Source organism: Vogesella alkaliphila (assembly GCF_014652475.1).
In the GTDB taxonomy this organism is placed as follows: Bacteria; Pseudomonadota; Gammaproteobacteria; order Burkholderiales; family Chromobacteriaceae; genus Vogesella; species Vogesella alkaliphila.
The window spans coordinates 117,160-139,923 of record NZ_BMYW01000005.1; the positions used below are offsets into that span (position 1 = coordinate 117,160).

The window sequence follows — 22,764 nt, forward strand, 5'->3', positions numbered from 1 at the left end:
CCATGCGCGCGATCGATCTCGACTACGTCAAGACCCGCCACCACTACGGCCGCGGCCTGCTGTTGCTGCTCGCGCTGGCGGCCTTGCTGCTGCAGGGCGGCTACTACGCGAGCCTGCAGCAGGAGGTCGCCAGCCAGCAGCAGGCGGTGGCGCGCAACGAGACGGCGTTGCAGCGGCTGCAACCGCAGGCCGCCCCCGCGCAGGCGCCGGCGCTGCAGCGCGAGATCGCCCGCGCCAACGAGGTGTGGGCGCGGCTGAACCAGTCGTGGCCGCAGCTGTTCGACGCGCTGGAGGCCGCGAGGAACAACGAGGTCGCCCTGCTGGAGGTGGAGCCGGACAGCCTGCGGCGGACGGTGCGCATCACCGCGGAAGTGAAGCGGCGCGCGGCGATGCTGGCCTATATCGAGCGCCTCGGCCAGCAGCCGGCGCTCGGCGACATCACCCTGCTGGAGCACCACGTCAACCAGCAGGACAAGGAGCTGCCTATCCGCTTTTCGCTGTCGGCACAGTGGAGGGCCGGATCATGAACACGCTCTGGCCCCGGTTGCGCTACCTGCGCCAGCGCGCGGGCTGGCCCTTGCTGCTGCTGGTGTCGCTGGCGGTCGGCATGCTGCTGTTCCACACCATGCTGACGCGGCCGTTGCAGGGCCAGCTGGCGCAGCTGCAACAGCAGGCGCAGCAACAGCAGCGCGACATCGTGCGCCTGCGCTACCAGCGCAGCCACCCGCTGCCCAGCCCGCAACTGCGGCTGCAGCACTTCTATCGCGCCTTCCCGCACCAGTCGACCGCGCCGCTGTGGCTGGAGAAGATCTACGCCGCCGCCGAGGCGCAGCAGCTGGCGCTGCCGCGCGGCGACTACAAGGTGCTGCCGGACCGCAGCGGGCAGCTGCTGCGCTACGAGGTGCAGCTGCCGGTGCGCGGCAGCTACCCGCAACTGCGCGCCTTCGTGGCGCAGCTGCTGGCCGAGAACCCGACGCTGTTGCTGGCCAACCTGCGCTTCAAGCGTGACAGCATCGGCCAGCCGCAGCTGGATGCCGCCATCCACCTGGTGCTGCTGCTGAGGGAGAGCTGACCATGCTTGCACAACGACAACGCTGGCTGCTGCTGGGGGGCGCACTGCTGCTGACCCTGCTGCTGGCGGCCGGCATCGGACAGCCGGAGAGCGGGAACGAGGCGGCGGTGGTCGAGCCGGTGACGGCGCGTCCGCGCGGCAGCCGCGCCGCGCCGCCGGCCGAGCTGCAGATCGGCAGCCTGGCCAGCCTGCCGCGCGAGCTGGGCGCGGGCAAAGTGCGCGACCTGTTCCCGGTGCAGAGCTGGTATGTGCCGCCCCCGCCGCCGAAACCGGCACCGCCCAAGCCGCCGCCCTTGCCGTTTACCTATCTGGGCAAGGCGATCGACGACGGGATGGTGAGCGTGTTCGTGGCGCAAGGGGATCGTAATCTGGTGGTGAAAACGGGCGATGTCATCGACGGGGTGTACCGGGCAGACAGCATCCTGCCGCCGGTGATGACGTTCACCTACTTGCCGCTGCAAATGCAACAGACCTTAGAGATCGGAGTGGCAAATTGAAACGCTTACTCTTTCGGCTGCTCATCCTGTCCGTGTTCGCGGGATGTGCCAGCAACAAGGCTTTCATGGAAGGCAAACAGCTGCTGCTGGACGGCCGGGCGGAAGAGGGCTTTGCCCGCCTGGAAGAGGTCGTCAAGCAGTCTCCGGACAATGTCGAATACAAGAGCTACCTGTACAACCAGCGCGGGCGTTTCATCAACCAGTGGCTGGCGCAGGCCAACAGCGTGCAGCTCAACAGCCAGTTCGACGAGGCGGAGCTGCTGTACCGCCGCGTGCTGAATCTCGATCCGCAGAACCAGCGCGCGCAGGCCGGGCTGGATAGCCTGGTGCAGGACCGGCGCCACCGGCTGCTGCTGGACGAGGCGCAGGCGCAGCAGCAAAAAGGCGAGCTGGCGCCGGCGCTGGCCACGGTACGGCAGGTGCTGGCCGACAACCCGCGCCACCGCGACGCCAGGATCATGCTGCGACGGCTGGAGGAGCAGGGCGGCAACGACGGCATCGTCAGCCCGCAGCTGAAATCGGCGCTGGCGCGCCCGATCACGCTGGAGTTTCGCGACGCGTCGCTGAAAGCGGTGTTCGAGATCATCTCGCGCACCGCCGGCGTCAACTTCGTCTACGACAAGGACGTGCGCGCCGACCTGAAGGCCACCATCTTCGTGCGCAACACCACCATCGAGGAGGCGGTGCAGCTGCTGCTGGTGTCCAACCAGCTCGACCGCCGCGTGCTCAACGACCGCACCATCATGATCTACCCCAACAACCCGGCCAAGCAGAAGGACTACCAGGAGCTGGTGGTGAAAAGCTTCTACCTGGCCAATGCCGAGGCCAAGGATGCGGCCAACCTGATCCGCACCCTGCTGAAAACGCGCGACATCTATGTCGACGACAAGCGCAACCTGGTGGTGATGCGCGACACCCCCGACGCGGTGCGGCTGGCGGAGAAACTGATCGCGTCGCAGGACCTGGCCGAGCCTGAGGCGATCCTGGAAGTGGAAGTGCTGGAGGTCAACCGCGCCCGGCTGCAGAACCTGGGCATCGAGTGGCCGGGCCAGGTCGGCTACGGCCTGCTGCAGGGCGGCACTACCACCGCGGTGCTGGGCACCGGCGGCAACACCATCTCCGAGGTCACCACCCCGGGCAATACCGTGGCGCCGGGCGTGATCGACCTGCGCGCCAACCCCAGCCGGCTGACCACCTTCATCGCCAACCCGGCGCTGCTGGTCAACCTGCGTGCGCAGGACACCAACGCCAACGTGCTGGCCAACCCGCGCATCCGCGTGAAGAACCATGAGAAGGCGAAGATCCACATCGGCGACAAGGTGCCGGTGTTCACCAGCACCGCGGTGGTCAATGCCGGCATCGCACAGTCGGTGTCCTACCTCGATGTCGGCGTCAAGCTGGAGGTTCAGCCCACCATCGGCCTGGACGAGGACGTCACCATCGACGTCGGGCTGGAGGTCAGCAGCATCGTCAAGCAGGTGAACTTCGGCGACAGCATCGCCTACCAGATCGGCTCGCGCGCGGTGGACACCATGCTGCGCCTGCGCAACGGCGAAACCCAGGTACTGGCCGGCCTGATCCAGGACGAGGACCGCAGCTCGGTGACCAAGATCCCGGGGCTGGGCGACCTGCCGCTGCTGGGCCGCCTGTTCTCCACCAATAACGACAACCGGTCCAAGTCGGAAATCGTGCTGCTGATCACGCCGCACATCGTGCACAACCTGGCGCTGCCGGCGCGCAATATTTCCGAATTCCGCGCCGGCACCGAGGGCAGCATCGGCGGCCTGGGCGCGGTCGGCGGCGCACCGTCGCCCATCCCGTCCTCGGCGCCGAGCAGCCGCGGCAGCGCGCCGGCGCCAGCAGCCGTGCCGGGCATGATTCCCTTGCCGGGCATCGTGCCGTTCCAGCCGGCACCGGCCCCGATCACGGCGCCGGCCCCGGTGCCACCGCCGGCCGCACCGGCCCCGGCGCAGTAGCCGGGCGGGAGGAAAAATGAAGGCGCCAGCGCACACCGGCGGCCACCGCACGCGCGGCTTCACCCTCATCGAGCTGGTGGTGACCGTGGCGATCGTGGCGCTGCTGGCCAGCATCGCGCTGCCGCTGGCGGAGCTGACGGTGCAGCGCGGCAAGGAGCAGGAGCTGCGCGTGGCGCTGCGCCAGATCCGCGACGGCATCGACGCCTACAAGAAGGCGGTCGACGACGGCCGCATCCTGAAGGCGGCCGACGAAAGCGGCTACCCGAAGACGCTGGCGGTGCTGGTGGAGGGCGTGGTCGATCCCAAGGACCCGGACAAGCTGAGGAAGATCTACTTCCTGCGCCGCTTGCCGCGCGATCCGCTGGCGGCCGATCCGCAGCTGGATGCCGCCGAAACCTGGGGGCTGCGCAGCTACGACAGCGAGGCCGACGCCCCGGAAGAGGGCGACGACGTGTTTGATGTCTACTCCAAGGCGGATGGCAACGGGCTGAACGGCATCCCGTACCGGCAATGGTGACCATGCAGCCGCCGCGGCAGGCCGCGTGCGGCAGGGAAGATCGGGCTATGAAAACGCAACAAGCGCGTGGCTTTACGCTGATCGAGCTGATGGTGGTGATGAGCATCATCGCCCTGTTGCTGACCATCGCCGTGCCGCGCTATCTCAGCAGTGTCGAGCGCTCCAAGGAGGCCGTGTTGCAGAGCGACCTGTTCATCATGCGCGAGGCCATCGACAAGTACTACGGCGACCGCGCCCGCTATCCGGACGCACTGGAGCAGCTGGTGACCGACAAGTACCTGCGCAGCCTGCCGCAGGACCCGTTTACCGAGAGCAGCACGACCTGGGTGGTGGTGCCGCCGGACGACCCGGCCAAGGGCGGGGTGTTCGACGTCAAGAGCGGCGCCGAAGGCGAGGCACAGGATGGCAGCCGCTATCAGGAGTGGTAGCGCGAGCCGTCGCGCCCGGCCGCTGCCGGCGCGCCAGCGCGGTTTCACCTACCTCGGGCTGCTGGTGCTGATCGCGGTGATGGGCTGGACTCTGGCCGCCACCGGCGAGGTGTGGTCCACGGTGCAGCAGCGCCAGCGCGAGCAGGAGCTGCTGTTCGTCGGCAACCAGTACCGCGAGGCGATCCGCCAGTACTACGAGCGCTCGCCGGCCGCGGCCAAGCGCTACCCGGCGACGCTGGCCGACCTGCTGCTGGACAAGCGCTACCCCAACGTCCAGCGCTATCTGCGCAAGCTCTATCCCGATCCGATGACCGGCAAGCCGCAGTGGGGGCTGCTGCGCGCGCCCGACGGCGGCATCGCCGGCGTCTACAGCCTGGGCGGCGGCGTGCCGTTCAAGGTCGACCAGTTCGAGCAGCGCGACGCCGCGTTCAAGAACGCGCGCAGCTACGCGCGCTGGCAGTTCAGCTACCAGGTCGTCGGCGGCGCCGCGCCGCAGGACGAGGCGGCCGGCGAGGACGGCGAGACGGTGCAGCCGTTCGACGCGCCGGCGGGCGACGGCGACGCCAACTGACGAAGGCTGCGGCCAACCTTGGCCAAGCCTGGCGCGTGGCGGCGGTCCGCGGGCCGCTATGGCCAGGCGTCGCCCCCGGGCGCTACAGCGAGCGCTCGAAGCGGCTGGTCATGTAGTGCAGCTGGTGCGCGGTATCGCCCAGCGTGCTTGCCGACTTGCTGATGGCCTCCACGCTGCTGCTGTTTTGCGCCACCAGCTGGCCGATCCGCTCGATATGGCCCGCCACCTCGCTTGCCGCGCGTTCCTGTTGCTGCAGCATGGCCGCGATGTTGCGGGACGATATCTGAATGTCGTCGGCCGAGTCCTGGATGGTCTCATAGGTCTGCCGGCATTCGTTCAGCATGGTGTTGCTCAGTTCTACTTCGCTGGCCGCGGTGGTCATGGCCGACAGCGTGTTGGCCGTACAGGTGCCGATACGCGCCACGGTGGCGGCAATTTCTACGGTGCTGCCGCTGGTGCGCTCCGCCAGCTTGCGCACCTCGTCGGCCACCACCGCGAAGCCGCGTCCCGATTCGCCGGCGCGGGCCGCCTCGATGGCCGCGTTGAGGGCCAGCAGGTTGGTCTGGTCGGCGATTTCCTTGATGGTGTCCGCCAGCTGCCGGATCGACGCGACTTCGGCGCCCAGTTCCGCGATCTGCTGCTGCGCGTTGTTCATGCGCGCCACCACGCCCTGCGACGCCGCCTGGGTCGCCACAATCTGCTGGACGCCACGATCAACCTGTTCGGCGGTGAGCTTGGCGTGCTCGGCACTATGGCGGGTGGCGAGGGAGATTTCGCTGACCGATGCCGACATCTGCTCGATGGCCGCGGTCATGGTGCCGATGCTGTTGGCACCCTGCTGTATGCGCTGCGTGGCGGTGCCGACCTGGTTGCCGAGCGCCAGGGATTGCGTTTCGATATCGCCGGCGATGCCCAGCATGTCGGCAAACATGGCGCGCAGATTGACCTTCATCGACTGCATGCCGAGCAGCAGCCGGGCAAACTCGCCCGCCGCCCGGGTTTTCAGTTCGAAGCGCAGGTCGCCGGCGGCAATCCGGCCCAAGGCGTCTCCGATCCGCGACAGCGGGGACAGGATGCCGGACCATGTCCACAGCCCCAGGCCGATGGCCAGCATGGCCCCGGCCAGCGCGGCAATCCAGCCCTGGCTCTCCCCTAGCCACAGTGCCACGCCAAAGCTGGATACCGGCAGCAAGGCCAGCAACAGCAGGCGTACCAGCAAGGGCACGTCATGCGGGTAACGGGTGGCGGGCAGGCTCGCGCGGCGCTGCCTGACGGCAAGGTAGAGCGACGCGGCGTCGGCGACTTGTTGTGGTTCCGGCTGGCTGCGGACCGACATGTAGCCGGTTTTCTGTCCACGCTCGAACACCGGTGTCACGTAGGCGTCCACCCAGTAGTAGTCGCCGTTTTTGCGCCGGTTTTTCACGACGCCGTGCCAGGGATGATCGGCCTCCAGCGTGCGCCACATGTCCTCGAATGCCTCGGATGGCATGTCCGGATGGCGGATGATGTTGTGCGGCTGGCCGATCAGCTCTTCCCGGTCGAATCCGCTGGCACTGATGAAGGCCTGGTTGGCGTGCAGGATCACGCCCTTGCGGTCGGTCATGCTGACCAGCGGGCGACGGGATGGCAGCGGGTACTCCTGATCGGTCACCGGTTGATTGTTTCGCATGTGGCGCTTTCGTATCGGGTTATGGGCGGAGTGGATCGCCTGCCGTCATCCGGCAGGCTGTCCGGCGTGTGCCAGGATCTTTTTCTGTAACCGTTCCAGCAGGTTTTTCTCGGACAGGCTCAGGATGGAGAATGTCCGCTCGGCCCGCTCCTGCAGGCGCGGCAGCAAGGCGTCCATTTGCGCCAGGCCCCGTGCCGTCAGGCTCAACTCGACGTTGCGCCGGTCGTTTTCACTTCGGCTGCGCCGGATCAGCTGCAGGGCTTCCAGCTCGTTGCAGATACGGGAGACGTTGGTCGGCTGCTCCCCGGTGCAGGCCGCCAGCGCGGAAGGCGTCATCACGCCATCTTGCGCGTGGTACAGCACCAGCAAGGTGGCGTAGGTCACCGGGGTCAGGCGTGCTTCGCGCAGCAGGTCGTGACTGTCCGCCAGCATCTGTTTCCACAGCTGGCCGACCTGCTGCACGAGCAGCATGCCTTGCGATGGTTCGTGCGGCAGGCCGGGCTGGCTGCGGGCGAGCAGCGCCTCGGCCGCCCGGACGGTGCGCCGCCCGGGCTTGGCGGGATGGTTCATGGCGTGGTCCATTGGCGTCGGTCTCAGTGCACGTTGCTGGTATCGGCGACACGGGTGGGCCTTGGCGCCAGCCAGACCACACAGGCCGCCACCACGAACGACAGTCCGCTGATCCAGAACACCTCATTGGTGGACAGCATGATGCTTTGACTGTCCACCAGGTAATTGAGCAGGTTGCGTGCCGGCTCCGTGCCGAAGACCGTCCCCATCGAACGTACCGCCTCGCCGCCGGCGTCGGTCAGGCCGGTCAGGACGTCGTGGTAGTACTTGGCCTTGTCCTCCCAGGCCGTGGTCACCAGCGAGGTGGCAATCGCGCCCGACATGGTGCGCAGGAAGTTCATCAGGCCGGCGGCGGCCGCCATCTCGTGTTCTTCCACGCTGGACATGGCCAGGCCGATCAGCGGCACGAAGAAGAACGGCATGCCGAGACCCTGGAAGAACAGCGGCACGGCGACTTGCACGAAGCTGATGTCGGTGGTGGCAAAGCTGCGGAACAGCGTGACCGCGCCCAGCCACATCACGCCCATGAACACCAGCGGCCGCGGGTCCATGCGCGTGGTCAGCTGCGCGACCAGCGGTGCGGCCAACACGGACAGGATGCCGCTGATGGCCTGCGCGATGCCGGCATCCGTCGCGGTGTAGCCCATATAGCTTTGCAGCCACTGCGGGGTGAGCACGGTGGAGCCAAAGAACGAGCCGAAGGCGAGGGAAATGGTCAGCACGCTGACCCAGTAGCCGCGGTGACGGAACACCCGCAGGTTGACCACCGGGTTGCGTTCGGTGAGTTCCCAGATCAGGAAGCAGGCGAAGCCGATCACCGCGACGATGGCCAGCGTCACGATTTCATTCGAGGCAAACCAGTCGTGGTTCTTGCCCTCGTCCAGCATCAGCTGCAGCGCCGCGACCCAGATCACCAGCAGTGCCAGCCCGATGCCGTCGATGCGCGAGCGCTGGATGGCGCTTTCGTAGGGCTTCAGCATTTGCCAGGCGATGTAGCTGCAGATCAGCGCGATCGGCACGTTGATGTGGAAAATCCACGGCCAGCTCACCTGGTCGCACAGCACGCCACCCAGTACCGGCCCCAGCACCGGCGCCACCAGCGTGGTCATGCTCCACAGGCCGATGGCCGTACTTTGCTTCTCTTTCGGGAAGATCTGTTGCAGCAGGGTCTGCGACAGCGGCATCAGCGGGCCGCCGGCCAGGCCCTGCAGCACGCGGCATAACAGCAGTATCTCCAGCGAGCTCGACAGGCCGCACAGCATGGAGAACAGGCCGAACAGGATCATCGAGGTCACGAACAGGCGCACGGTGCCGAAGCGGGCCGCAAGCCAGCCGGTCAGCGGCACGGTGATGGCTTCCGCGACCGCATAGGAGGTGATGACCCAGGTGCCCTGGTTGGCGGCCACGCCAAGGCCGCCGGCGATATTGGGTACCGAGACATTGGCGATGGTGGTGTCGAGCACCGCGATGAAGTTGCCCGCCGCCAGCGCGCCTGCGGCCAACCATAGCTGGGCGCCGCTTAGCGGCGCGGGCGTGGCGTGTGTGGTCGTTGCTGACATCGTGGCCTCCTCAGTGGTCGCGGGTGTCGATGGTGGCGGTCATGGACAGGCCCACGGACAGCGGATGGGCCTTGAGCTCGGCGGGGTCCAGCGCAATGCGTACCGGCAGGCGCTGTACCACCTTGATCCAGTTGCCGGTGGCGTTTTGTGCCGGAATCATGGCGAATGCCGAGCCGGAGCCGCCGGACAGGCCCACGACCTTGCCGTGGTAGACCGCCTTGCTGCCATACAGGTCGGAGGTCAGCTTGACCGGCTGGCCGAGACGGACCTTTTCAAGCTGCACCTCCTTGAAGTTGGCATCGACGTGCGCCTGTTGCAGCGGCACCACCGACAGCAGGTTGACGCCGGCCTGCACGCGCTGGCCGACCTGCACCTGGCGCTTGGCCACCACGCCGTCGATCGGCGCGCGGATGACGGTGCGCGCCAGGTCCAGGCGGGCCTGGTCGCGTCTGGCGCGCGCCAGCACCACTTCCGGGTTGCTGTCCAGCGTGCTGCCCTCGGTCAGGGTCTGGTTGCTCTTGAGCGCCTCGATCGCCGCGCGATAGTTGGCCTCGTTCTGTGTCGCGGCCGCTTCCGCGTCGCGGTGCCGGGCCTCGGCGACGGACAGCGCGTTCTTGGCGTTGCTCAACTCTTCGGCCGACACGGAGCCGCCCTTCACCAGCGCCTCGCGCCGCTTGTAGTCGAGCTGCGCGCGCTCCAGGTCCGAGCGGGCCGATTCCAGTTGTGCCGCGGCCCGTGTCTTTTCGGCGCTGCGCGCCTGCATTTGTGCCGTCAGCCCGGCATCGTTGGCGAAGAAGCCGCGCACGCGGCGTTCCGCGCGCTCCAGCTCGGCCTGGGCCTGGGCCAGCGCCAGCCTGGCATCGCTGTCGTTCAGCAGCACCAGGGTGTCGCCTTTCTTGACGTGCTGGGTGTCCATCACCTGCACCGCGCGCACGGTGCCGGCCACCTCCGGGGTGACCTGGGCTATTTCGGCGGCCACGTAGGCGTTGTCGGTGCTGACGTAGTGCGAGGCGACGAGTGTCCAGTACGTGCCGTAGCCGATGGCCGCGGCGGCGATGGCGCCGCCCAGCAGCATGAACAGTTTCTTGCGGCGGGCTGGCAATTCGCCGGCCGGCATCTCGTTAGCGGGAAGGGTCTGGGTTGGGCTGGTCATGTCGGGTTCCTCGAAAAGTGTGATGGTGTTTGTGTTCGGGTGTCAGGTCCGGTCGCTCTGGTAGCCGCCACCCAGCGCCTTGATCAGGGCGACGTCCTGGGTGAATTGCTGGCTCTGCAGATCGGCCAGCGTGCGCCGCGTGCCGATCACGCTGTCTTCTGCGTTCAGCACGGTCAGGTAGTTGCCCAGCCCGCCCTGGTAGCGTTCCCGGGCCTCACGGTAGGCCTGTTGCGCGGCCTGCAAGGCCGCTTCGCGCAGCTTCAACTGCGGATCCAGCATGCGCTGCCGGGTGGCCGCATCGGCGACTTCGCGCAGCGCCTGGGTCAGCGTCTGGTTGTAGCTGGCGACCGCGCTGTCGTATTCGGCGCGTGCCACCCGGTAGCCGCCTTCCAGCTGGCCGCCACGGAAGATCGGCAGGTTGATCGCCGGGCCGATACCGGCGATGCCGGCGCCGCCCTTGGTCAGCATGTCGATCCCGAGTGACTGGACGCCGACATAGGCGGCCAGGTTGACGTTGGGGTAGAAGCCGGCGTGGGCGACGTCGATGCGCCTGGCGGCGGCTTCGGCGCGCAGGCGCGCCACCACCAGATCCGGCCTGCGGCCGATCAGCTCGGCCTGTACCGCGGACGGCAGGCCCTGGGCGCGGCTGAGGTCCACGCTCGGGCGCGCAATCGCCAGCCCGCGGTCCGGGCCGGCGCCGATCAGGGCGGCCAGGGCGTGGCGCTGCAAGGCGATCGCCTCGTCCACCGCGATCAGGTCGGCCTCCGCGGCGGCGCGGCGCGATTCGGCCTGGTGCACGCTGCCGATGGTTTCCAGCCCGTTCCGCTGGCGATCATTCAGCAGCGCCTCGCTGTGGCGGCGGACTTCCTCCGCCTGGGCGGCGGCATCGCGATCGGCATGCAGTCGTGCCAGTTCGGCGTAGGCGGCGGCGATGGCGCTGGTCAGCATCAGCCGGGTCTGTGCGGCTTCGGCCCGGGCGGCGGCCAGCTCAGACGTCGCGGCGGCGACGGCGGCGCGGTTCTTGCCCCAGAAGTCCAGCTCATAGCTGAAGTCCAGCGCCGCGCGGGCCGAGGTATTGAAGCCCTGCGGCATGGCGGCGCGGGGCGTGCCGTTGTTGTAGCTCTGCTTCTGGCGCGTCACGCTGGAATTCAGGTCCACGCCGGGGAGGCGGCTGGCGCCGGCCTGCTGGGCATAGCCCTCGGCCTTGAGGATGCGCGCCTGGGCGGTGGCCAGGTCCGGGGCGTTGGCCAGCGCTTCCGCCATCAGCTTGTCGAGCTGGGAATCGCCGTAGTGTTGCCACCACGGTTGCTCGGCCCAGCTGTTGTTGGTGCCGGCCAGGCTCTGGCTGCTTTGCAGGGTTGTCTCGGTGTGCAACTGCGGCTGCGGGCCGAGATCCGGCACGCTGGCGCAGCCGGCCAGGGCGGCAGCAAGTGCTAGCGCAAGGCCGTTCAATGCAAATTTGCGTGCTGGATTGTGCGGTTTATTGGTCATTGCGCTCTCCTATAAGTAAACTTATTGGTAAAGTTATAGCAACAAGCTACAATGACTGTCAATACTTAACTTAACCGTACAGTAAACTTATGAGGAGAGAGAGATGCGGGTGAAGAGCGAGCGCCGGCGACAAGCGATTGTCGCCGCAGCGGCCGAAGTGTTCCTGGAGCGTGGTTACGAGATCGCCTCCATGGCGGAAATCGCCGAGCGATCCGGTGGATCGAAAGCCACGCTGTACAGCTACTTTTCGTCCAAGGAAGCGCTGTTCCTGGTGGTGATGAAGCAACAGGCCGAGGAGTACATGGTGGAGGCGTTTGGCCGTCTGTCGCCGGGCGGTGATCTCGCCGCGACCTTGCAGAAATTCGGAGAGCACTATCTGAACGCGATCCTGCTCCCGGAGCTGCTCATCATGCGCAGCATCGTGATGGGCGAGGGGCCGCGCTCAGGCATGGGGCGGGTGTTCTTTGACAGCGGCCCGGCGCAAGGGTGGGGGCAGCTGGCGCAGTTTCTCGAAGGTGAAATGGCGGCCGGGCGACTGCGCCCCGCCAAACCCTGGCGGGCGGCCCTGCATCTGATCAATCTGCTGGAAGCCGACTTCCTCGAATTCTTCATGACCGGATTCGAGCAGAAGCCCGCTGCCGAGCAGATCGTGGAGTCGGCGCGGGAGGCGGTCCGGATGTACTTGCATGGCTACAGTCCGGCGCCGCTCCCGTGTGCGGCCGATGTGTGAGGAAGGCAGGCCTGTGGCCGGGACCGGGTGAGGTGCGGCGTGCCCGTAGGTGAACGAAGGCGGCGGTTCGTGTTATAACTAAACCGTTTGGTTAAATGACAGTGCCATCGGTGGGGAAGGATGAACACCGGGCGGAATAGTTGAGGCGGCATGCGTGTAAAAACGGAAGACAGGCGCCAGGCCATTGTTGCCGGGGCGGCCAAGGTGTTTCTGGAGCAGGGCTTCGATGCCACGTCGATGGCGCAAATCGCTGCGCAGGTGGGCGTGACCAAGCCCACGCTTTATGGGTATTTCCCGTCGAAGGAAGACCTCTTCCTGCAGGTGATGAAAAAAGTGGCGACCGAGCTGCTGGCGGCTTCCTTCGAGCGCCTGGAGCCGGGCAAGGACTTGGGGCAGACCCTGCTGAATTTCGGCGAGCACTTTCTTGCCAATATGCTGCAGCCCGACCTGATCACCTTGCGCGGCATCATCATGACGGAGGGGCGGCGTTCGGGCATCGGGGCCATGCTGTTCGACAAGGGGCTGGCCCAGGAGATCGCAAAACTGGCGGCTTTCCTGGCGACAGAAATGGACGCCGGCCGGCTGCGCCAGGCCAGGCCCGACACCGCAGCCGCCCATCTGCTGGGCATGCTGGAGTCGGAATACCAGCAGCACCTGCTTGGCGCCGCCAGTGAGCCACCCACGGCAGAACAGGTTTTGCAATCCGTCCGGGATGCGGTATCGGTGTTTTTGCGGGGCTATGCGCCGGCTGCGTGACGCGGATGCGTCCGGCCTGCAACCGGCGGGATGGCACGCCAGCGCAGGCTTTGTGGGGCGCCAGCGCCGGCGCGCGGCCGCCGCGCAATCAAAGCAAGCCCGCCGCCGGCTTGCTTTATAATGCCGCTTTTGTTGACGGGCGGTGCGCAGGCGATGTCGGTTGGTCATTACGAGAATTTCCCGGTCGGTTCCCTCCTGCTGCCGCGGCGCATGCGCCGCGCGGTGCACGTGATCTATCACTTTGCCCGTCATGCCGACGATATTGCCGACGAGGGCGACGCCCAGCCGGCGCAAAGGTTGGCCGCATTGCAGGCGCTGCGCGACGAGCTGGCGCGCATCGAGGCCGGCACCGCGCCGCAGCTGCCGCTGATGCAGGATCTGGCGCGGGTGATCGCCGCCTATCAATTGCCGCTGGCGCCGTTCTACGACTTGCTGTCCGCGTTCAGCCAGGACGTGGAGAAGACCCGCTATCAGGATTTTGCCGAGCTGGTCGACTACTGCCGTCGCTCGGCCAACCCGGTCGGGCGCCTGATGCTGGCGCTGTACGGCGAGCGTGATCCGCGCAGCCTGGCGATGTCGGACGGCATCTGCACCGCGCTGCAGCTGATCAACTTCTGGCAGGACGTGGCCGTGGACTGGCAGAAGGGCCGCGTCTACATCCCGCAGGACGATCTGGCGAAATTCCGCGTCAGCGAAGATCAGATCGCGCGTGGCGACGCCGGCGGGGTGTGGCCGATGCTGATGGACAAGGAAGTGAAGCGCGCGCTCGCCATGCTGGAGGCCGGCTCGCCGCTGGCGCTGAAGCTGAAGGGGCGGCTGGGCTGGGAGCTGCGCCTGATCGTGCTCGGCGGCGAGCGCATCCTGAAAAAGATACACGACGCGCGCGGTGACGTATTCACGCAGCGGCCGGTGCTGACCGGCCGCGACTGGCTGGCGATCATCTGGAAGGCGCTGAGCGCGCGTTCCGGCAAAAACAAGAGGAGACGGGCGTGACCCCGCAGCAATACTGTGAAGACAAGGCCGCCAAGAGCGGCTCCAGCTTTTACGCCAGCTTCCGCTACCTGCCGCCGGCGCAGCGTGACGCGATGGTGGCGCTGTACGCGTTCTGCCGCGAGGTGGACGACGTGGTCGACGAGATCCACGACGACAACGTGGCGCGTACCACGCTGGCCTGGTGGCGCAGCGAGCTGGCGGCGCTGTACCACGGCACGCCCAGCCATCCGGTGATGCTGGCGCTTAAGCCGCACGTGGCGCGCTTCGAGCTGCCGCAGGCTTGGCTGGCGGAGATCATCGACGGCATGCAGATGGACCTCGACGTGCCGCGCTACAACCGTTTTGCCGACCTGCAGCTGTACTGCCACCGCGTCGCCGGCGTGGTCGGCCAGCTGTCGGCGCAGATTTTCGGCTATACCGACCGCGCCACGCTGAAGTATGCGCACGAGCTGGGGCTCGCGTTCCAGCTCACCAACATCATCCGCGACGTGGGCGAGGACGCGCGCCGCGGCCGCCTGTACCTGCCGGTGGAAGACCTGCAGCGCTTCGGCGTGCCGGCGTCCGAGGTGCTGGCCTACCGTGAATCGCCGCAGTTCGAGGCGCTGATGCGCTTCCAGATCGAGCGCGCGCGCGAGCACTACCGCCGGGCGTGGGACTTGCTGCCGGCGGCCGACCGCAAGGCGCAGCGCATCGGCCTGGTGATGGCGGCGATCTACCGCGCCACGCTGGACGAGATCGCGCTGGACGGCCCGGGCAAGGTGCTCAATCAGCGGCTGTCGCTGTCGCCGGGGCGCAAGATCTGGCTGGCGTGGAAAACCTGGACCTTCGGCTACAAGCCGTGACACCGCGCGTCGCCGTCATCGGCGCCGGCTGGGCCGGCCTCGCCGCCGCCATCACGCTGGCGCCTGCGGCCAACCTTGTGCTGTTCGAGGCTGGCAAGGTGGCCGGCGGCCGTGCCCGCCGGGTCATGCTGGACGGCATGGCGCTGGACAACGGCCAGCACATCCTGATCGGCGCCTATCGCGAATCGCTGCGCCTGATGCGGCAGGTGGGCGTCGATCCGGCGCGGGCGCTGGCATCGGCGCCGCTGTGCTGGCACCAGGTGGACGGCGTGCAGCTGCAGTGCCCGGCGCTGCCGGCGCCCTGGCATATGCTGGCCGGGCTGATGACGGCGCGCGGCCTGGGCTGGCGCGACAAGCTGGCACTGGCGCGAGTGTTGACCCAGCTCAGGGTGCGGCGCTGGCGGATCGGGCAGGATGTCGCGGCGCTGGACTGGCTGCGCCAGCGCGGCCAGTCCGGCGCCGTGCTGGACGGCTTCTGGACGCCGCTGATCCTGGCGACGCTGAATACGCCGCCGGCGCAGGCCTCGATGCAGTTGCTGGCCAATGTGCTGCGCGACAGCCTGGGCGCCGCGCAAGCCAACGCCAGCCGCCTGCTGCTGCCGCGCACCGACCTGGGCGCGCTGTTCGCCGAGCCGGCGCTGCAGTGGCTGGCCGGTGCCGGTGCGCAGCTGCGCCTCGGGCAGCGGGTGCGGCACATCGACTGGCAGGCAAAGCGGCCGCTGGTGGACGGCGAGGCCTTCGATGCGGTGCTGATAGCCACCGCGCCGTATCACGCCGCCAGCCTCGCTGCCGACGAAAAGCTGGGCGACTTGCTCAAGGCGTGGCAATACCAGCCGATAACGACCCTATACCTGCGTTTCGAGGGCAGGGTGCGCCTGCCGCAGGCGATGACCGGCTTGCAGCGCGGCCTCGGCCAGTGGTGGTTCGACCGCGAGGCGCTGACCGGCGAGGCCGGGCTGGTGTCGGTGGTGATCAGCGCCGCCGGCGAGCACGACACGCTGTCGCGCGCGGCGCTGACGGCGCGGGTGCTGGCCGAATTGCAGCAGCACGTGCCGAACTTGCCGCCCTTGGCGGCCAGCTGGCAGATCACCGAACAACGCGCGACCTTTGCGGCCAACGTTGGCCTCGCGCGCCCGGCGCCGCGACTTGGCGTAAAATCCGGCTATCTCGCGGGTGACTGGTTGTGTGCCGACTATCCGGCGACGCTCGAAGGCGCCGTCCGCAGCGGCATCGCCAGCGCCCATGCCCTCATGCAGGACTGGAAAAAAGAACATGATGCAAACGTTTGACAAAGACTATCTCGCCGGCCGCGTGCTGCTGGTGACCGGCGCCACGCAAGGCATCGGCCGCGAGACGGCGCTGGCCGCCGCGGGCCATGGCGCCACCGTGGTGCTGCTGGCGCGCAGCGTGAAGGGTCTGGAAAAGGTGTACGACGAGATCGTGGCGGCCGGCCTGCCGGAGCCGCTGGCGATTCCGCTGGACCTGCTCAAGGCCAGCGACGACGAATTCAATACCCTGGCGTTCCAGATCAAGCAGGCGGTGGGGCGGCTGGACGGCATCGTGCACTGCGCCGCGCACTTCTATGCGCTGTCGCCGCTGGTGGACCAGCGCATCGACGAGTGGATGAACCAGTACCGCATCAACACCGTGGCGCCGTTCGCGCTGACCCGCGCCTGCCTGCCGCTCTTGAAGCAGGCGGCCGACGCCAGCGTGGTGTTCGTCGGCGAGACCCACGGCCAGCATCCGGGGCCGTTCTGGGGAGCTTTCGGCGCCTCCAAGGCCGGCCTGGGTTATCTGGTCAAGGTCGCCGCCAACGAGTGGGACGTGTGGCCGCAGCTGCGCGTCAACCTGCTGGTACCGGGGCCGGTCAACTCGCCGCAGCGCACCCGTACCCATCCGGGCGAAGCCAAGAGCGAGCGCGGCGAACTGGCGGCGCTGATGCCGCACATGCTGTACTGGCTGGGACAGGCCAGTGCCGGGCGCAGCGGCGAGATCATCGAGCTGGATCTGCGTCCGTCGTAAACCACAAGGACAAGTATGCGTGCCTATCTGTTATTACCAGCGTTGGCGCTGCTGAGCGGCTGTAACTGGGTGATGAATGTCAGCGGCCTGGCCGCCGAGGCCAACAAGGCCATCGGCGCCGCCTGCCGCCAGACCGGCCGTTCGCTGGAGGCGTGCTACACCCGCAATCCGGACGCGGACAAGGCGCAGATCTACGCCGGCTGGCGCGAGATGCACGAATACATGGCCAAGAACAAGCTGGAGACCATGGATCCGCCGCCGGAGCCTGCGCCGGACTTGTCCGCACCGCTGGCCGCGGTCGACAGCAGCAGTGCAAAAGCGGCGGAACACGCGGCTCAAAAAAAAAATGAGCCAGCCCTAGCCTCGCTCGCCCCGCTGGCGAAGCCGCATTCGCTGACCAGTGCCGAAGCCGACGAACTGGCGCGCAACGACCCGCAGGTCGAGGCCGTTCTGTCCGCCATCCGCAAGAATGGCCGGGACGACATCAAGCCCAAAGACAGCGGCCCGTCGCCTGCGGAGCAGCGTCTGCTCAGCCTGATCAACGAGCAGAGCGCGCCACCGGCGGCCGTGGGGCAGGAGGATTCCTTCGGCAAGCCGGCCGCCATGGTCAAGAAATAATCACGCGCCCCGCGCTCCCTGTTGCAACCCGCTAGTGCCGGCACTAACGGGTTTTGTCATTTTCTGAAGACCCTTATGGCCAAATTCAACAAGACCCTCTATCAGTGCACGCAATGCGGCGGCAGCTCGCCCAAGTGGCAGGGCCAGTGTCCGCACTGCGGCGAATGGAACACGCTGACCGAGACCGTGGCCGCACCGGCCCCGGCGGCCAACGCTCGCTACCAGAGCTGGACGGCGCAGACGCAGCCGGTGCAGCAGCTGTCGCAGGTGCAGGCGGCGGAAGTGCCGCGCGAGCCGTCCGGCATCGAGGAGCTGGACCGCGTGCTCGGTGGCGGCATCGTCAAGGGCGCAGTGGTGCTGCTGGGCGGCGACCCCGGCATCGGCAAGTCCACGCTGCTGCTGCAGGCGCTGTCCGCCATCGGCTCGACGCGCAAGGTGCTGTACGTGTCCGGCGAGGAGTCGCCGCAACAGATCGCGCTGCGCGCCTCGCGGCTGGCGGTGGACGCGGCGCGGGTGCGGCTGCTGTCGGAAATCCGTCTCGAATCCATCCTTGCCACGTTGCAGACCGAGATGCCGGAAGTGGCGGTGATCGACTCGATCCAGACGCTTTATTCCGACCAGGTGACGTCGGCGCCGGGCTCGGTGTCGCAGGTGCGCGAGTGTGCGGCGCAGCTGACGCGGATGGCGAAGCAGAGCGGCATCACCATCATCCTGGTCGGCCATGTCACCAAGGAAGGCTCGCTGGCTGGCCCGCGCGTGCTGGAGCACATCGTCGATACCGTGCTCTATTTCGAGGGCGACAGCCACTCCAGCTACCGCATGATCCGCGCCATCAAGAACCGTTTCGGCGCGGCCAACGAGCTGGGCGTGTTCGCGATGACCGACCGCGGCCTGAAGGGCGTGTCCAACCCGTCGGCGATCTTCCTGTCCAGCTACCGCGACGACGTGTCCGGCTCCTGCGTGCTGGTGACGCAGGAGGGCAGCCGCCCGTTGCTGGTGGAGGTCCAGGCGCTGGTCGACGACGCCCACGGCTTCCAGCCCAAGCGCCTGACCGTCGGCCTGGAGCAGAACCGGCTGGCGATGCTGATGGCGGTGCTCAACCGCCACGCCGGCATCGCCTGCTTCGACCAGGACGTGTTCCTGAATGCGGTGGGCGGCGTGAAGATCAACGAGCCGGCCGCCGACCTCGCGGTGATCCTGGCGATGGTGTCCTCGCTGCGCAACAAGTCGCTGCCGGAGAAGCTGGTGGTGTTCGGCGAGGTCGGCCTGTCCGGCGAAGTGCGACCGGTGACGCGCGGCCAGGAGCGACTGAAAGAGGCGGCCAAGCTCGGTTTCGAGCGCGCCATCGTGCCGGCGGCCAACAAGCCGCGCCAGGCCATCGACGGGCTGGAGGTGATCGGGGTGGAGCGCTTGTCCGAAGCCGTGGAATACTGTGCCCGTCGCTGACCGCGGGAGCCACCATGCCGCCCAGTGTTGAACAGATCGAGGCCGAACGGCCCTACCTGCTGCGCTTTGCGCTGGCGCAATTGCGCGATGCGGCCGCGGCCGAGGACGCGGTACAGGACGCGCTGCTGGCGGCGCTGGAGGCGCGCGAGCGTTTTGCCGGCAAGGCCAGCCTGCGCACCTGGCTGACGTCCATCCTGCGCTTCAAGCTGATCGACATCGTGCGCAAGCAGCACCGCGAGCTGGCCACCGACCTGTCCGAGGACCTGGACGACAGCGACCTGGACGGCCTGTTCAGCGCCAGCGGCCACTGGCAGGAAAGGGTCAGCGCCTGGGGTGCGCCGGAGCAGTCGCTGCTGGCCAGAGAGTTCTGGCAGGTGTACGCGCGCTGTGCCGAGGCGATGCCGCGGCGCACCGCGCTGGTGTTCGCCATGCGCGAGGTGCTGGACATGGACATCGGCGAGATCTGTCAGAATCTGGAGATCAGCGCGACCAACTGTTCGGTGATGCTCTATCGCGCACGGATGAGCCTGCGCGAATGTTTGCAGCTGCGCTGGCTGCAGGGGGAAAGCGCATGATGCTCAGTTGCCGCGAGGCCAGCCGGCTGATATCCGACGCCATGGATCGCAAGCTCAGCCGCCATGAGCAGCTCAGCCTCCGCTTCCACCTGCTGCTGTGCCGCAACTGCCGCCATTTCCGGCAGCAGATGGCAACGCTGCGTGCCGGCATCCGCGAGGGACGCCAGCGCTGACGCGGACACAAAAAAGCCGGATCACATCGCGATCCGGCTTTTCTCATGACGGCATGACGGCTTACATGACGGCTTAGAAGCCGACCAGGGTGACCACCCCCAGCACCGCGAAGATACAGGCGGCGATGCGGTGCACGGTGGCGACCGGCAGCTTGCGCGCCGCCACTTCGCCCAGCAGCACCGCCGGCACGTTGGCGATCATCATGCCCAGCGTGGTGCCCATCACCACCGCCGGCAGCGCGTCGAAGCGTGCCGACAGCGCCACGGTGGCGATCTGCGTCTTGTCGCCCATCTCGGCCATGAAGAAGGCGATCACGGTGGCGCCGAACACGCCGACGCGGTCCAGCAGCGGCATGTCGTCGTCCAGCTTGTCCGGAATCAGCATCCACAACGCCATGGCGATGAAGGAGATGCCCAGCACCCAGCGCAGGATGTTGTCGGTGATGTAGGCCGACGCGATCTGGCCTATCCAGGCCGCGGCAAAATGGTTGAGCACGGTGGCCACGAAAATGCCGGCGATGATGGGCAGCGGTTTCTTGAAACGGGCGGCGAGCAGCAGCGCGAGCAGCTGGGTCTTGTCGCCGATTTCGGCCAGGGCGACGATGCCGGTAGAGAGCAGGAAGGCTTCCATGAAATGATCCGGGGGGCTGCGCGGACAACATGATTCTCCGCTGCCGCAGCCCCCGCTACGCACCGGAAAATCATGAGTCTTGCCAGGCCTTGCGGCTGTTTGCGCCATGGTGCGGCCGGATTGCCCGGCGAACCAAGTGTGTTGACGCAAGCCTCTGTCAGTAATGCAGAGCGGCTACTCCCTCAGGACGGGCGGATTGTACGCGATGGCGGTGCGAGCTTCAAGGTTGGCCGCAAGCGTTGCGGCCAACCCTGGGCCGGATCAGTTCAGCTGCGAGGTGCAGTGCGGGCAGCGCGTCGCCTTCAGCGGAATGCTGGACAGGCAGTAGCCGCACTCCTTGGTGGTGACTTCTGCCGGTGCGGCCGGTGCCGGGCGTTGCAGCTTGTTCAGCGTCTTGATCAGCATGAAGATGGCAAAGGCGATGATGGTGAAGCTGACCAGCGCGTTGATGAACAGGCCGATGTTCAGCGTCACCGCGCCGGCTTCCTTCGCCGCCGCCACCGAGGCGTACGGCGCCGCCTTGGCGCCTTCCTTCAGCACGAAGAACAGGTTGGCAAAGTCGACGTTGCCGATCAGCAGGCCGATCGGCGGCATGATGACGTCGTCAACCAGCGACTTGACGATGGTACCAAAAGCACCGCCGATGACGACGCCAACGGCCAGATCGATGACGTTGCCACGCATGGCAAATTCGCGAAATTCTTTCAGTACGGACATGTTTTTCCCTTCGTTTGATGTCGGATATCAATGACAAGCTAGTATCCGACAGTGGCAAAGGCAAGGGCAACGGCTTTTTGCACGCAAAAACACCCGCTGCCGCCGTCGCGGGAGCGGGTGTGCAAGCCGGGGCCTGGCTCAGGCAGGCTGGGCGTCCGCCTCCACCTCGAAGTGAGCGGCCAGCGCCGACACCCGCGCCGCCTGGTCGGCCAGCTTCTCGATGCCGTGATTGGCGGAGCGGATGTGCTGGTGCGACTCGGCAAACTGCTCGGCGATGTGGGCCATGCGTTCGGCGAGGTGGGCGGCGGCGGCGGACTGCTGCGCGTTGGTGCCGGCGATGGCCTGCATCATCTGGTTGACGCTGTGCGAGCTGTCCTGCACCCCCTGCAGCTTGGCGGTGGTACGCAGCTGCGCCTCGGCACCGGCGCGGGTCTGCTCGGTGATGGTGGCGATGGCGCTGACCGTGCTGTTGGCGGCCTGGCGCACATTGTGGATCAGCTGCTTGATCTGGTCGGTGCTGAGGCTGGTGCGTTCCGCCAGCTTGCGCACCTCGTCGGCGACCACGGCGAAGCCGCGGCCGGATTCGCCGGCGCGCGCCGCCTCGATCGCCGCATTCAGCGCCAGCAGGTTGGTCTGGTCGGCGATGTCGTGGATGGTCTGCGTCACCTGGGTGATGCTGTCGATGGCGCTGGCGAGATCGGTGATGATGTGCTGCGCCTGTTCCACCGACTGGCTGGCCGCCAGCGTGCGCTGCTGCGAGGTGTTCATGTCGGCACTGCTCTGCGCCACGCTGCTGCTGGTGTCGATGCTGAGGCGGGCGGTTTCCTCGGCGTGGCTGGCCACCTGCTCGATGGAGGCGGACAGCTCCTCCACCGCGCTGCTGATCTGGCTGACGCTTTCGTTGCCGGCGGCCATGCGGTTGAACAGCTCGGCGATGCGCTGCTGCATGTGCATGGTTTCTTCGGCCTGCGCGCGCGCGGTCATCTGCAGCTCGTCCAGCATCACCTTGAGGTGCACCTGCATGTAGGCGAGCGCGGCTTCCAGCTTGCCCTGTTCGCCGGCGCGGTTGATGGCCAGCTCGTTGGTGAGGCGGCCTTCGGAGATGTTCATGCAGCTGTCCAGCAGGTGCTGCTGGTGTTCGCGGCGGTGTTTTTCTGCCAGTAGCCAGCCCAGCGTCGACAGCGCGCCGACGCCGATGATCGCGCCGCCGGCGACGCCGCCGGTCAGCACGCCGGCGCCGAGCAGCAGCGCCGTGTTCAGCACCACATGGGCGCGGCGGAACCAGGCCAGCGTGCGGCCGGGCGTTTTGGCCCTGGGCAGCGGCTTGCCCTGCATCAGCTGTGGGTACAGCAGTTTCGCCTCGCGCACCGCCTCCGGCCGTGCCGGGCTGCGCACCGACATGTAGCCGCGGATGGTGCCGCGTTCCTTCACCGGCACCACGAAGGCGTCGACCCAGTAGTAGTGGCCGTTCTTGCAGCGGTTCTTGACCAGGCCGCGCCAGCAGTCGCCGCGCTTCACCGTCTGCCACAGATCCTCGAACAGTACCGGTGGCATGTCCGGATGGCGCACGATGTTATGGTTCTGGCCGAGCAACTCCTCGCGGCTGAAGCCGGACAGCTCGACGAAGCTGTCGTTGGCGTAGGTAATGCTGCCCTTGAGGTCGGTTTGGGTAACAATGAGGCCGCTGGTGAACGGCACTTCAATATCATGGACTGGCAGGTTCTTTTTCATGATCGGGACACTGAGACGGCTAGGCAA

The 22,764-nt window shown here is 67.2% G+C and carries 25 protein-coding genes and 1 riboswitch; of the genes, 17 read left to right on the forward strand and 8 right to left on the reverse strand.

The annotated features are described in order from the left end of the window. Positions 1-2 precede the first annotated feature (2 nt). From IE100_RS09175 to IE100_RS09205, 7 genes are all read left to right on the forward strand, one after another. Positions 3-527 (forward strand): hypothetical protein, encoded by a 525-nt coding sequence (locus IE100_RS09175; RefSeq protein ID WP_189373788.1) that lies wholly within the window; start codon positions 3-5, stop codon positions 525-527. Beyond that, positions 524-1,072: a hypothetical protein gene (locus tag IE100_RS09180; RefSeq protein ID WP_189373789.1), complete on the forward strand. Its 549-nt coding sequence runs from the start codon at positions 524-526 to the stop codon at positions 1,070-1,072. The genes IE100_RS09175 and IE100_RS09180 overlap by 4 nt, the downstream gene beginning before the upstream one ends. A 2-nt stretch (positions 1,073-1,074) precedes the next feature. Further along, positions 1,075-1,569 carry a hypothetical protein gene (locus IE100_RS09185; protein WP_229800311.1) on the forward strand — a complete coding sequence of 165 codons (495 nt, stop codon included), beginning with the start codon at positions 1,075-1,077 and terminating at the stop codon, positions 1,567-1,569. Between the two features lie 65 nt (positions 1,570-1,634). After that, a complete protein-coding gene (locus IE100_RS09190) occupies positions 1,635-3,545 on the forward strand; it encodes a secretin GspD/PilQ domain-containing protein (RefSeq protein ID WP_229800312.1) in 1,911 nt (636 codons plus the stop codon). 16 nt (positions 3,546-3,561) lie between these two features. Next, complete coding sequence (locus IE100_RS09195) at positions 3,562-4,062, forward strand: type II secretion system protein (RefSeq protein WP_189373791.1); 501 nt, start codon at positions 3,562-3,564, stop codon at positions 4,060-4,062. Between the two features lie 47 nt (positions 4,063-4,109). Then, positions 4,110-4,490 carry a type II secretion system protein gene (locus IE100_RS09200; protein ID WP_189354444.1) on the forward strand — a complete coding sequence of 127 codons (381 nt, stop codon included), beginning with the start codon at positions 4,110-4,112 and terminating at the stop codon, positions 4,488-4,490. Continuing rightward, positions 4,465-5,061: a type II secretion system protein gene (locus tag IE100_RS09205; protein ID WP_189373792.1), complete on the forward strand. Its 597-nt coding sequence runs from the start codon at positions 4,465-4,467 to the stop codon at positions 5,059-5,061. The genes IE100_RS09200 and IE100_RS09205 overlap by 26 nt, the downstream gene beginning before the upstream one ends. Before the next feature lie 82 nt (positions 5,062-5,143). Here IE100_RS09205 and IE100_RS09210 read toward each other — a convergent pair whose 3' ends face one another. Genes IE100_RS09210 through IE100_RS09230 form a run of 5 tightly spaced genes read right to left on the reverse strand, consistent with a single transcriptional unit; the run spans position 5,144 to position 11,503 of the window. Next, positions 5,144-6,730 (reverse strand): methyl-accepting chemotaxis protein, encoded by a 1,587-nt coding sequence (locus tag IE100_RS09210; RefSeq protein ID WP_189373793.1) that lies wholly within the window; start codon positions 6,728-6,730, stop codon positions 5,144-5,146. Positions 6,731-6,775: 45 nt separating this feature from the next. Then, positions 6,776-7,300 carry a MarR family winged helix-turn-helix transcriptional regulator gene (locus IE100_RS09215; protein WP_189373794.1) on the reverse strand — a complete coding sequence of 175 codons (525 nt, stop codon included), beginning with the start codon at positions 7,298-7,300 and terminating at the stop codon, positions 6,776-6,778. 23 nt (positions 7,301-7,323) lie between these two features. Further along, a complete protein-coding gene (locus tag IE100_RS09220) occupies positions 7,324-8,859 on the reverse strand; it encodes a DHA2 family efflux MFS transporter permease subunit (protein ID WP_189373795.1) in 1,536 nt (511 codons plus the stop codon). A 10-nt stretch (positions 8,860-8,869) separates the two neighbouring features. Next, entirely contained in the window at positions 8,870-10,012 is a 1,143-nt protein-coding gene (locus IE100_RS09225; protein ID WP_189373796.1) for an HlyD family secretion protein, read from the reverse strand. 42 nt (positions 10,013-10,054) lie between these two features. After that, positions 10,055-11,503 (reverse strand): efflux transporter outer membrane subunit, encoded by a 1,449-nt coding sequence (locus IE100_RS09230; RefSeq protein ID WP_189373797.1) that lies wholly within the window; start codon positions 11,501-11,503, stop codon positions 10,055-10,057. A gap of 103 nt (positions 11,504-11,606) precedes the next feature. Here IE100_RS09230 and IE100_RS09235 point away from each other — a divergent pair, with 103 nt between their 5' ends. From IE100_RS09235 to IE100_RS09280, 10 genes are all read left to right on the forward strand, one after another. After that, entirely contained in the window at positions 11,607-12,233 is a 627-nt protein-coding gene (locus IE100_RS09235) for a TetR/AcrR family transcriptional regulator (protein ID WP_189373798.1), read from the forward strand. 150 nt (positions 12,234-12,383) lie between these two features. Beyond that, positions 12,384-12,989, forward strand: coding sequence for a TetR/AcrR family transcriptional regulator (locus IE100_RS09240; protein ID WP_189373799.1), 606 nt, complete (start codon positions 12,384-12,386; stop codon positions 12,987-12,989). Between the two features lie 153 nt (positions 12,990-13,142). Then, positions 13,143-13,982 (forward strand): squalene synthase HpnC, encoded by an 840-nt coding sequence (gene hpnC, locus IE100_RS09245; RefSeq protein ID WP_189373800.1) that lies wholly within the window; start codon positions 13,143-13,145, stop codon positions 13,980-13,982. Further along, positions 13,979-14,824, forward strand: coding sequence for a presqualene diphosphate synthase HpnD (gene hpnD, locus IE100_RS09250; protein ID WP_189373801.1), 846 nt, complete (start codon positions 13,979-13,981; stop codon positions 14,822-14,824). The genes hpnC and hpnD overlap by 4 nt, the downstream gene beginning before the upstream one ends. Beyond that, positions 14,821-16,113 carry a hydroxysqualene dehydroxylase HpnE gene (gene hpnE / locus IE100_RS09255; protein WP_189373802.1) on the forward strand — a complete coding sequence of 431 codons (1,293 nt, stop codon included), beginning with the start codon at positions 14,821-14,823 and terminating at the stop codon, positions 16,111-16,113. Before hpnD ends, hpnE begins: the two co-directional genes overlap by 4 nt. Continuing rightward, positions 16,097-16,846, forward strand: a complete 750-nt coding sequence (locus tag IE100_RS09260) for an SDR family oxidoreductase (RefSeq protein WP_189373803.1) — start codon at positions 16,097-16,099, stop codon at positions 16,844-16,846. Before hpnE ends, IE100_RS09260 begins: the two co-directional genes overlap by 17 nt. A gap of 15 nt (positions 16,847-16,861) precedes the next feature. Further along, positions 16,862-17,464: a hypothetical protein gene (locus IE100_RS09265; RefSeq protein WP_189373804.1), complete on the forward strand. Its 603-nt coding sequence runs from the start codon at positions 16,862-16,864 to the stop codon at positions 17,462-17,464. A 75-nt stretch (positions 17,465-17,539) separates the two neighbouring features. After that, positions 17,540-18,910 carry a DNA repair protein RadA gene (gene radA, locus IE100_RS09270; RefSeq protein WP_189373805.1) on the forward strand — a complete coding sequence of 457 codons (1,371 nt, stop codon included), beginning with the start codon at positions 17,540-17,542 and terminating at the stop codon, positions 18,908-18,910. A gap of 14 nt (positions 18,911-18,924) precedes the next feature. Next, positions 18,925-19,485, forward strand: a complete 561-nt coding sequence (locus IE100_RS09275; protein WP_189373806.1) for a sigma-70 family RNA polymerase sigma factor — start codon at positions 18,925-18,927, stop codon at positions 19,483-19,485. Then, positions 19,482-19,658: a zf-HC2 domain-containing protein gene (locus IE100_RS09280; protein WP_229800313.1), complete on the forward strand. Its 177-nt coding sequence runs from the start codon at positions 19,482-19,484 to the stop codon at positions 19,656-19,658. The genes IE100_RS09275 and IE100_RS09280 overlap by 4 nt, the downstream gene beginning before the upstream one ends. A gap of 73 nt (positions 19,659-19,731) precedes the next feature. Here the strand turns inward: IE100_RS09280 and IE100_RS09285 are convergent, their stop codons facing one another. From IE100_RS09285 to IE100_RS09295, 3 genes are all read right to left on the reverse strand, one after another. Continuing rightward, positions 19,732-20,289 carry a TMEM165/GDT1 family protein gene (locus IE100_RS09285; protein ID WP_189373807.1) on the reverse strand — a complete coding sequence of 186 codons (558 nt, stop codon included), beginning with the start codon at positions 20,287-20,289 and terminating at the stop codon, positions 19,732-19,734. A 5-nt stretch (positions 20,290-20,294) separates the two neighbouring features. Continuing rightward, positions 20,295-20,484, reverse strand: a riboswitch (yybP-ykoY riboswitch). 66 nt (positions 20,485-20,550) lie between these two features. Further along, on the reverse strand, positions 20,551-21,006 hold the full coding sequence (gene mscL, locus IE100_RS09290) for a large-conductance mechanosensitive channel protein MscL (protein WP_189373808.1): 456 nt from the start codon (positions 21,004-21,006) through the stop codon (positions 20,551-20,553). Between the two features lie 138 nt (positions 21,007-21,144). Further along, positions 21,145-22,737 carry a methyl-accepting chemotaxis protein gene (locus IE100_RS09295; protein WP_189373809.1) on the reverse strand — a complete coding sequence of 531 codons (1,593 nt, stop codon included), beginning with the start codon at positions 22,735-22,737 and terminating at the stop codon, positions 21,145-21,147. Positions 22,738-22,764: the final 27 nt, after the last annotated feature.

Bases quoted from the DNA above. Each gene is read 5' to 3' on its own strand.
- IE100_RS09285 (WP_189373807.1), bottom strand. From the start codon at position 20,289: ATGGAAGCCTTCCTGCTCTCTACCGGCATCGTCGCCCTGGCCGAAATC.
- radA (WP_189373805.1), top strand. From the start codon at position 17,540: ATGGCCAAATTCAACAAGACCCTCTATCAGTGCACGCAATGCGGCGGC.
- IE100_RS09295 (WP_189373809.1), bottom strand. From the start codon at position 22,737: ATGAAAAAGAACCTGCCAGTCCATGATATTGAAGTGCCGTTCACCAGC.
- IE100_RS09260 (WP_189373803.1), top strand. From the start codon at position 16,097: ATGATGCAAACGTTTGACAAAGACTATCTCGCCGGCCGCGTGCTGCTG.
- IE100_RS09195 (WP_189373791.1), top strand. From the start codon at position 3,562: ATGAAGGCGCCAGCGCACACCGGCGGCCACCGCACGCGCGGCTTCACC.
- IE100_RS09230 (WP_189373797.1), bottom strand. From the start codon at position 11,503: ATGACCAATAAACCGCACAATCCAGCACGCAAATTTGCATTGAACGGC.
- IE100_RS09185 (WP_229800311.1), top strand. From the start codon at position 1,075: ATGCTTGCACAACGACAACGCTGGCTGCTGCTGGGGGGCGCACTGCTG.
- IE100_RS09275 (WP_189373806.1), top strand. From the start codon at position 18,925: ATGCCGCCCAGTGTTGAACAGATCGAGGCCGAACGGCCCTACCTGCTG.
- IE100_RS09240 (WP_189373799.1), top strand. From the start codon at position 12,384: ATGCGTGTAAAAACGGAAGACAGGCGCCAGGCCATTGTTGCCGGGGCG.
- IE100_RS09215 (WP_189373794.1), bottom strand. From the start codon at position 7,300: ATGAACCATCCCGCCAAGCCCGGGCGGCGCACCGTCCGGGCGGCCGAG.
- IE100_RS09175 (WP_189373788.1), top strand. From the start codon at position 3: ATGCGCGCGATCGATCTCGACTACGTCAAGACCCGCCACCACTACGGC.
- IE100_RS09205 (WP_189373792.1), top strand. From the start codon at position 4,465: ATGGCAGCCGCTATCAGGAGTGGTAGCGCGAGCCGTCGCGCCCGGCCG.
- IE100_RS09280 (WP_229800313.1), top strand. From the start codon at position 19,482: ATGATGCTCAGTTGCCGCGAGGCCAGCCGGCTGATATCCGACGCCATG.
- IE100_RS09210 (WP_189373793.1), bottom strand. From the start codon at position 6,730: ATGCGAAACAATCAACCGGTGACCGATCAGGAGTACCCGCTGCCATCC.
- IE100_RS09200 (WP_189354444.1), top strand. From the start codon at position 4,110: ATGAAAACGCAACAAGCGCGTGGCTTTACGCTGATCGAGCTGATGGTG.
- IE100_RS09225 (WP_189373796.1), bottom strand. From the start codon at position 10,012: ATGACCAGCCCAACCCAGACCCTTCCCGCTAACGAGATGCCGGCCGGC.
- hpnC (WP_189373800.1), top strand. From the start codon at position 13,143: ATGTCGGTTGGTCATTACGAGAATTTCCCGGTCGGTTCCCTCCTGCTG.
- IE100_RS09180 (WP_189373789.1), top strand. From the start codon at position 524: ATGAACACGCTCTGGCCCCGGTTGCGCTACCTGCGCCAGCGCGCGGGC.
- mscL (WP_189373808.1), bottom strand. From the start codon at position 21,006: ATGTCCGTACTGAAAGAATTTCGCGAATTTGCCATGCGTGGCAACGTC.
- IE100_RS09190 (WP_229800312.1), top strand. From the start codon at position 1,635: ATGGAAGGCAAACAGCTGCTGCTGGACGGCCGGGCGGAAGAGGGCTTT.
- IE100_RS09220 (WP_189373795.1), bottom strand. From the start codon at position 8,859: ATGTCAGCAACGACCACACACGCCACGCCCGCGCCGCTAAGCGGCGCC.
- IE100_RS09265 (WP_189373804.1), top strand. From the start codon at position 16,862: ATGCGTGCCTATCTGTTATTACCAGCGTTGGCGCTGCTGAGCGGCTGT.
- IE100_RS09235 (WP_189373798.1), top strand. From the start codon at position 11,607: ATGCGGGTGAAGAGCGAGCGCCGGCGACAAGCGATTGTCGCCGCAGCG.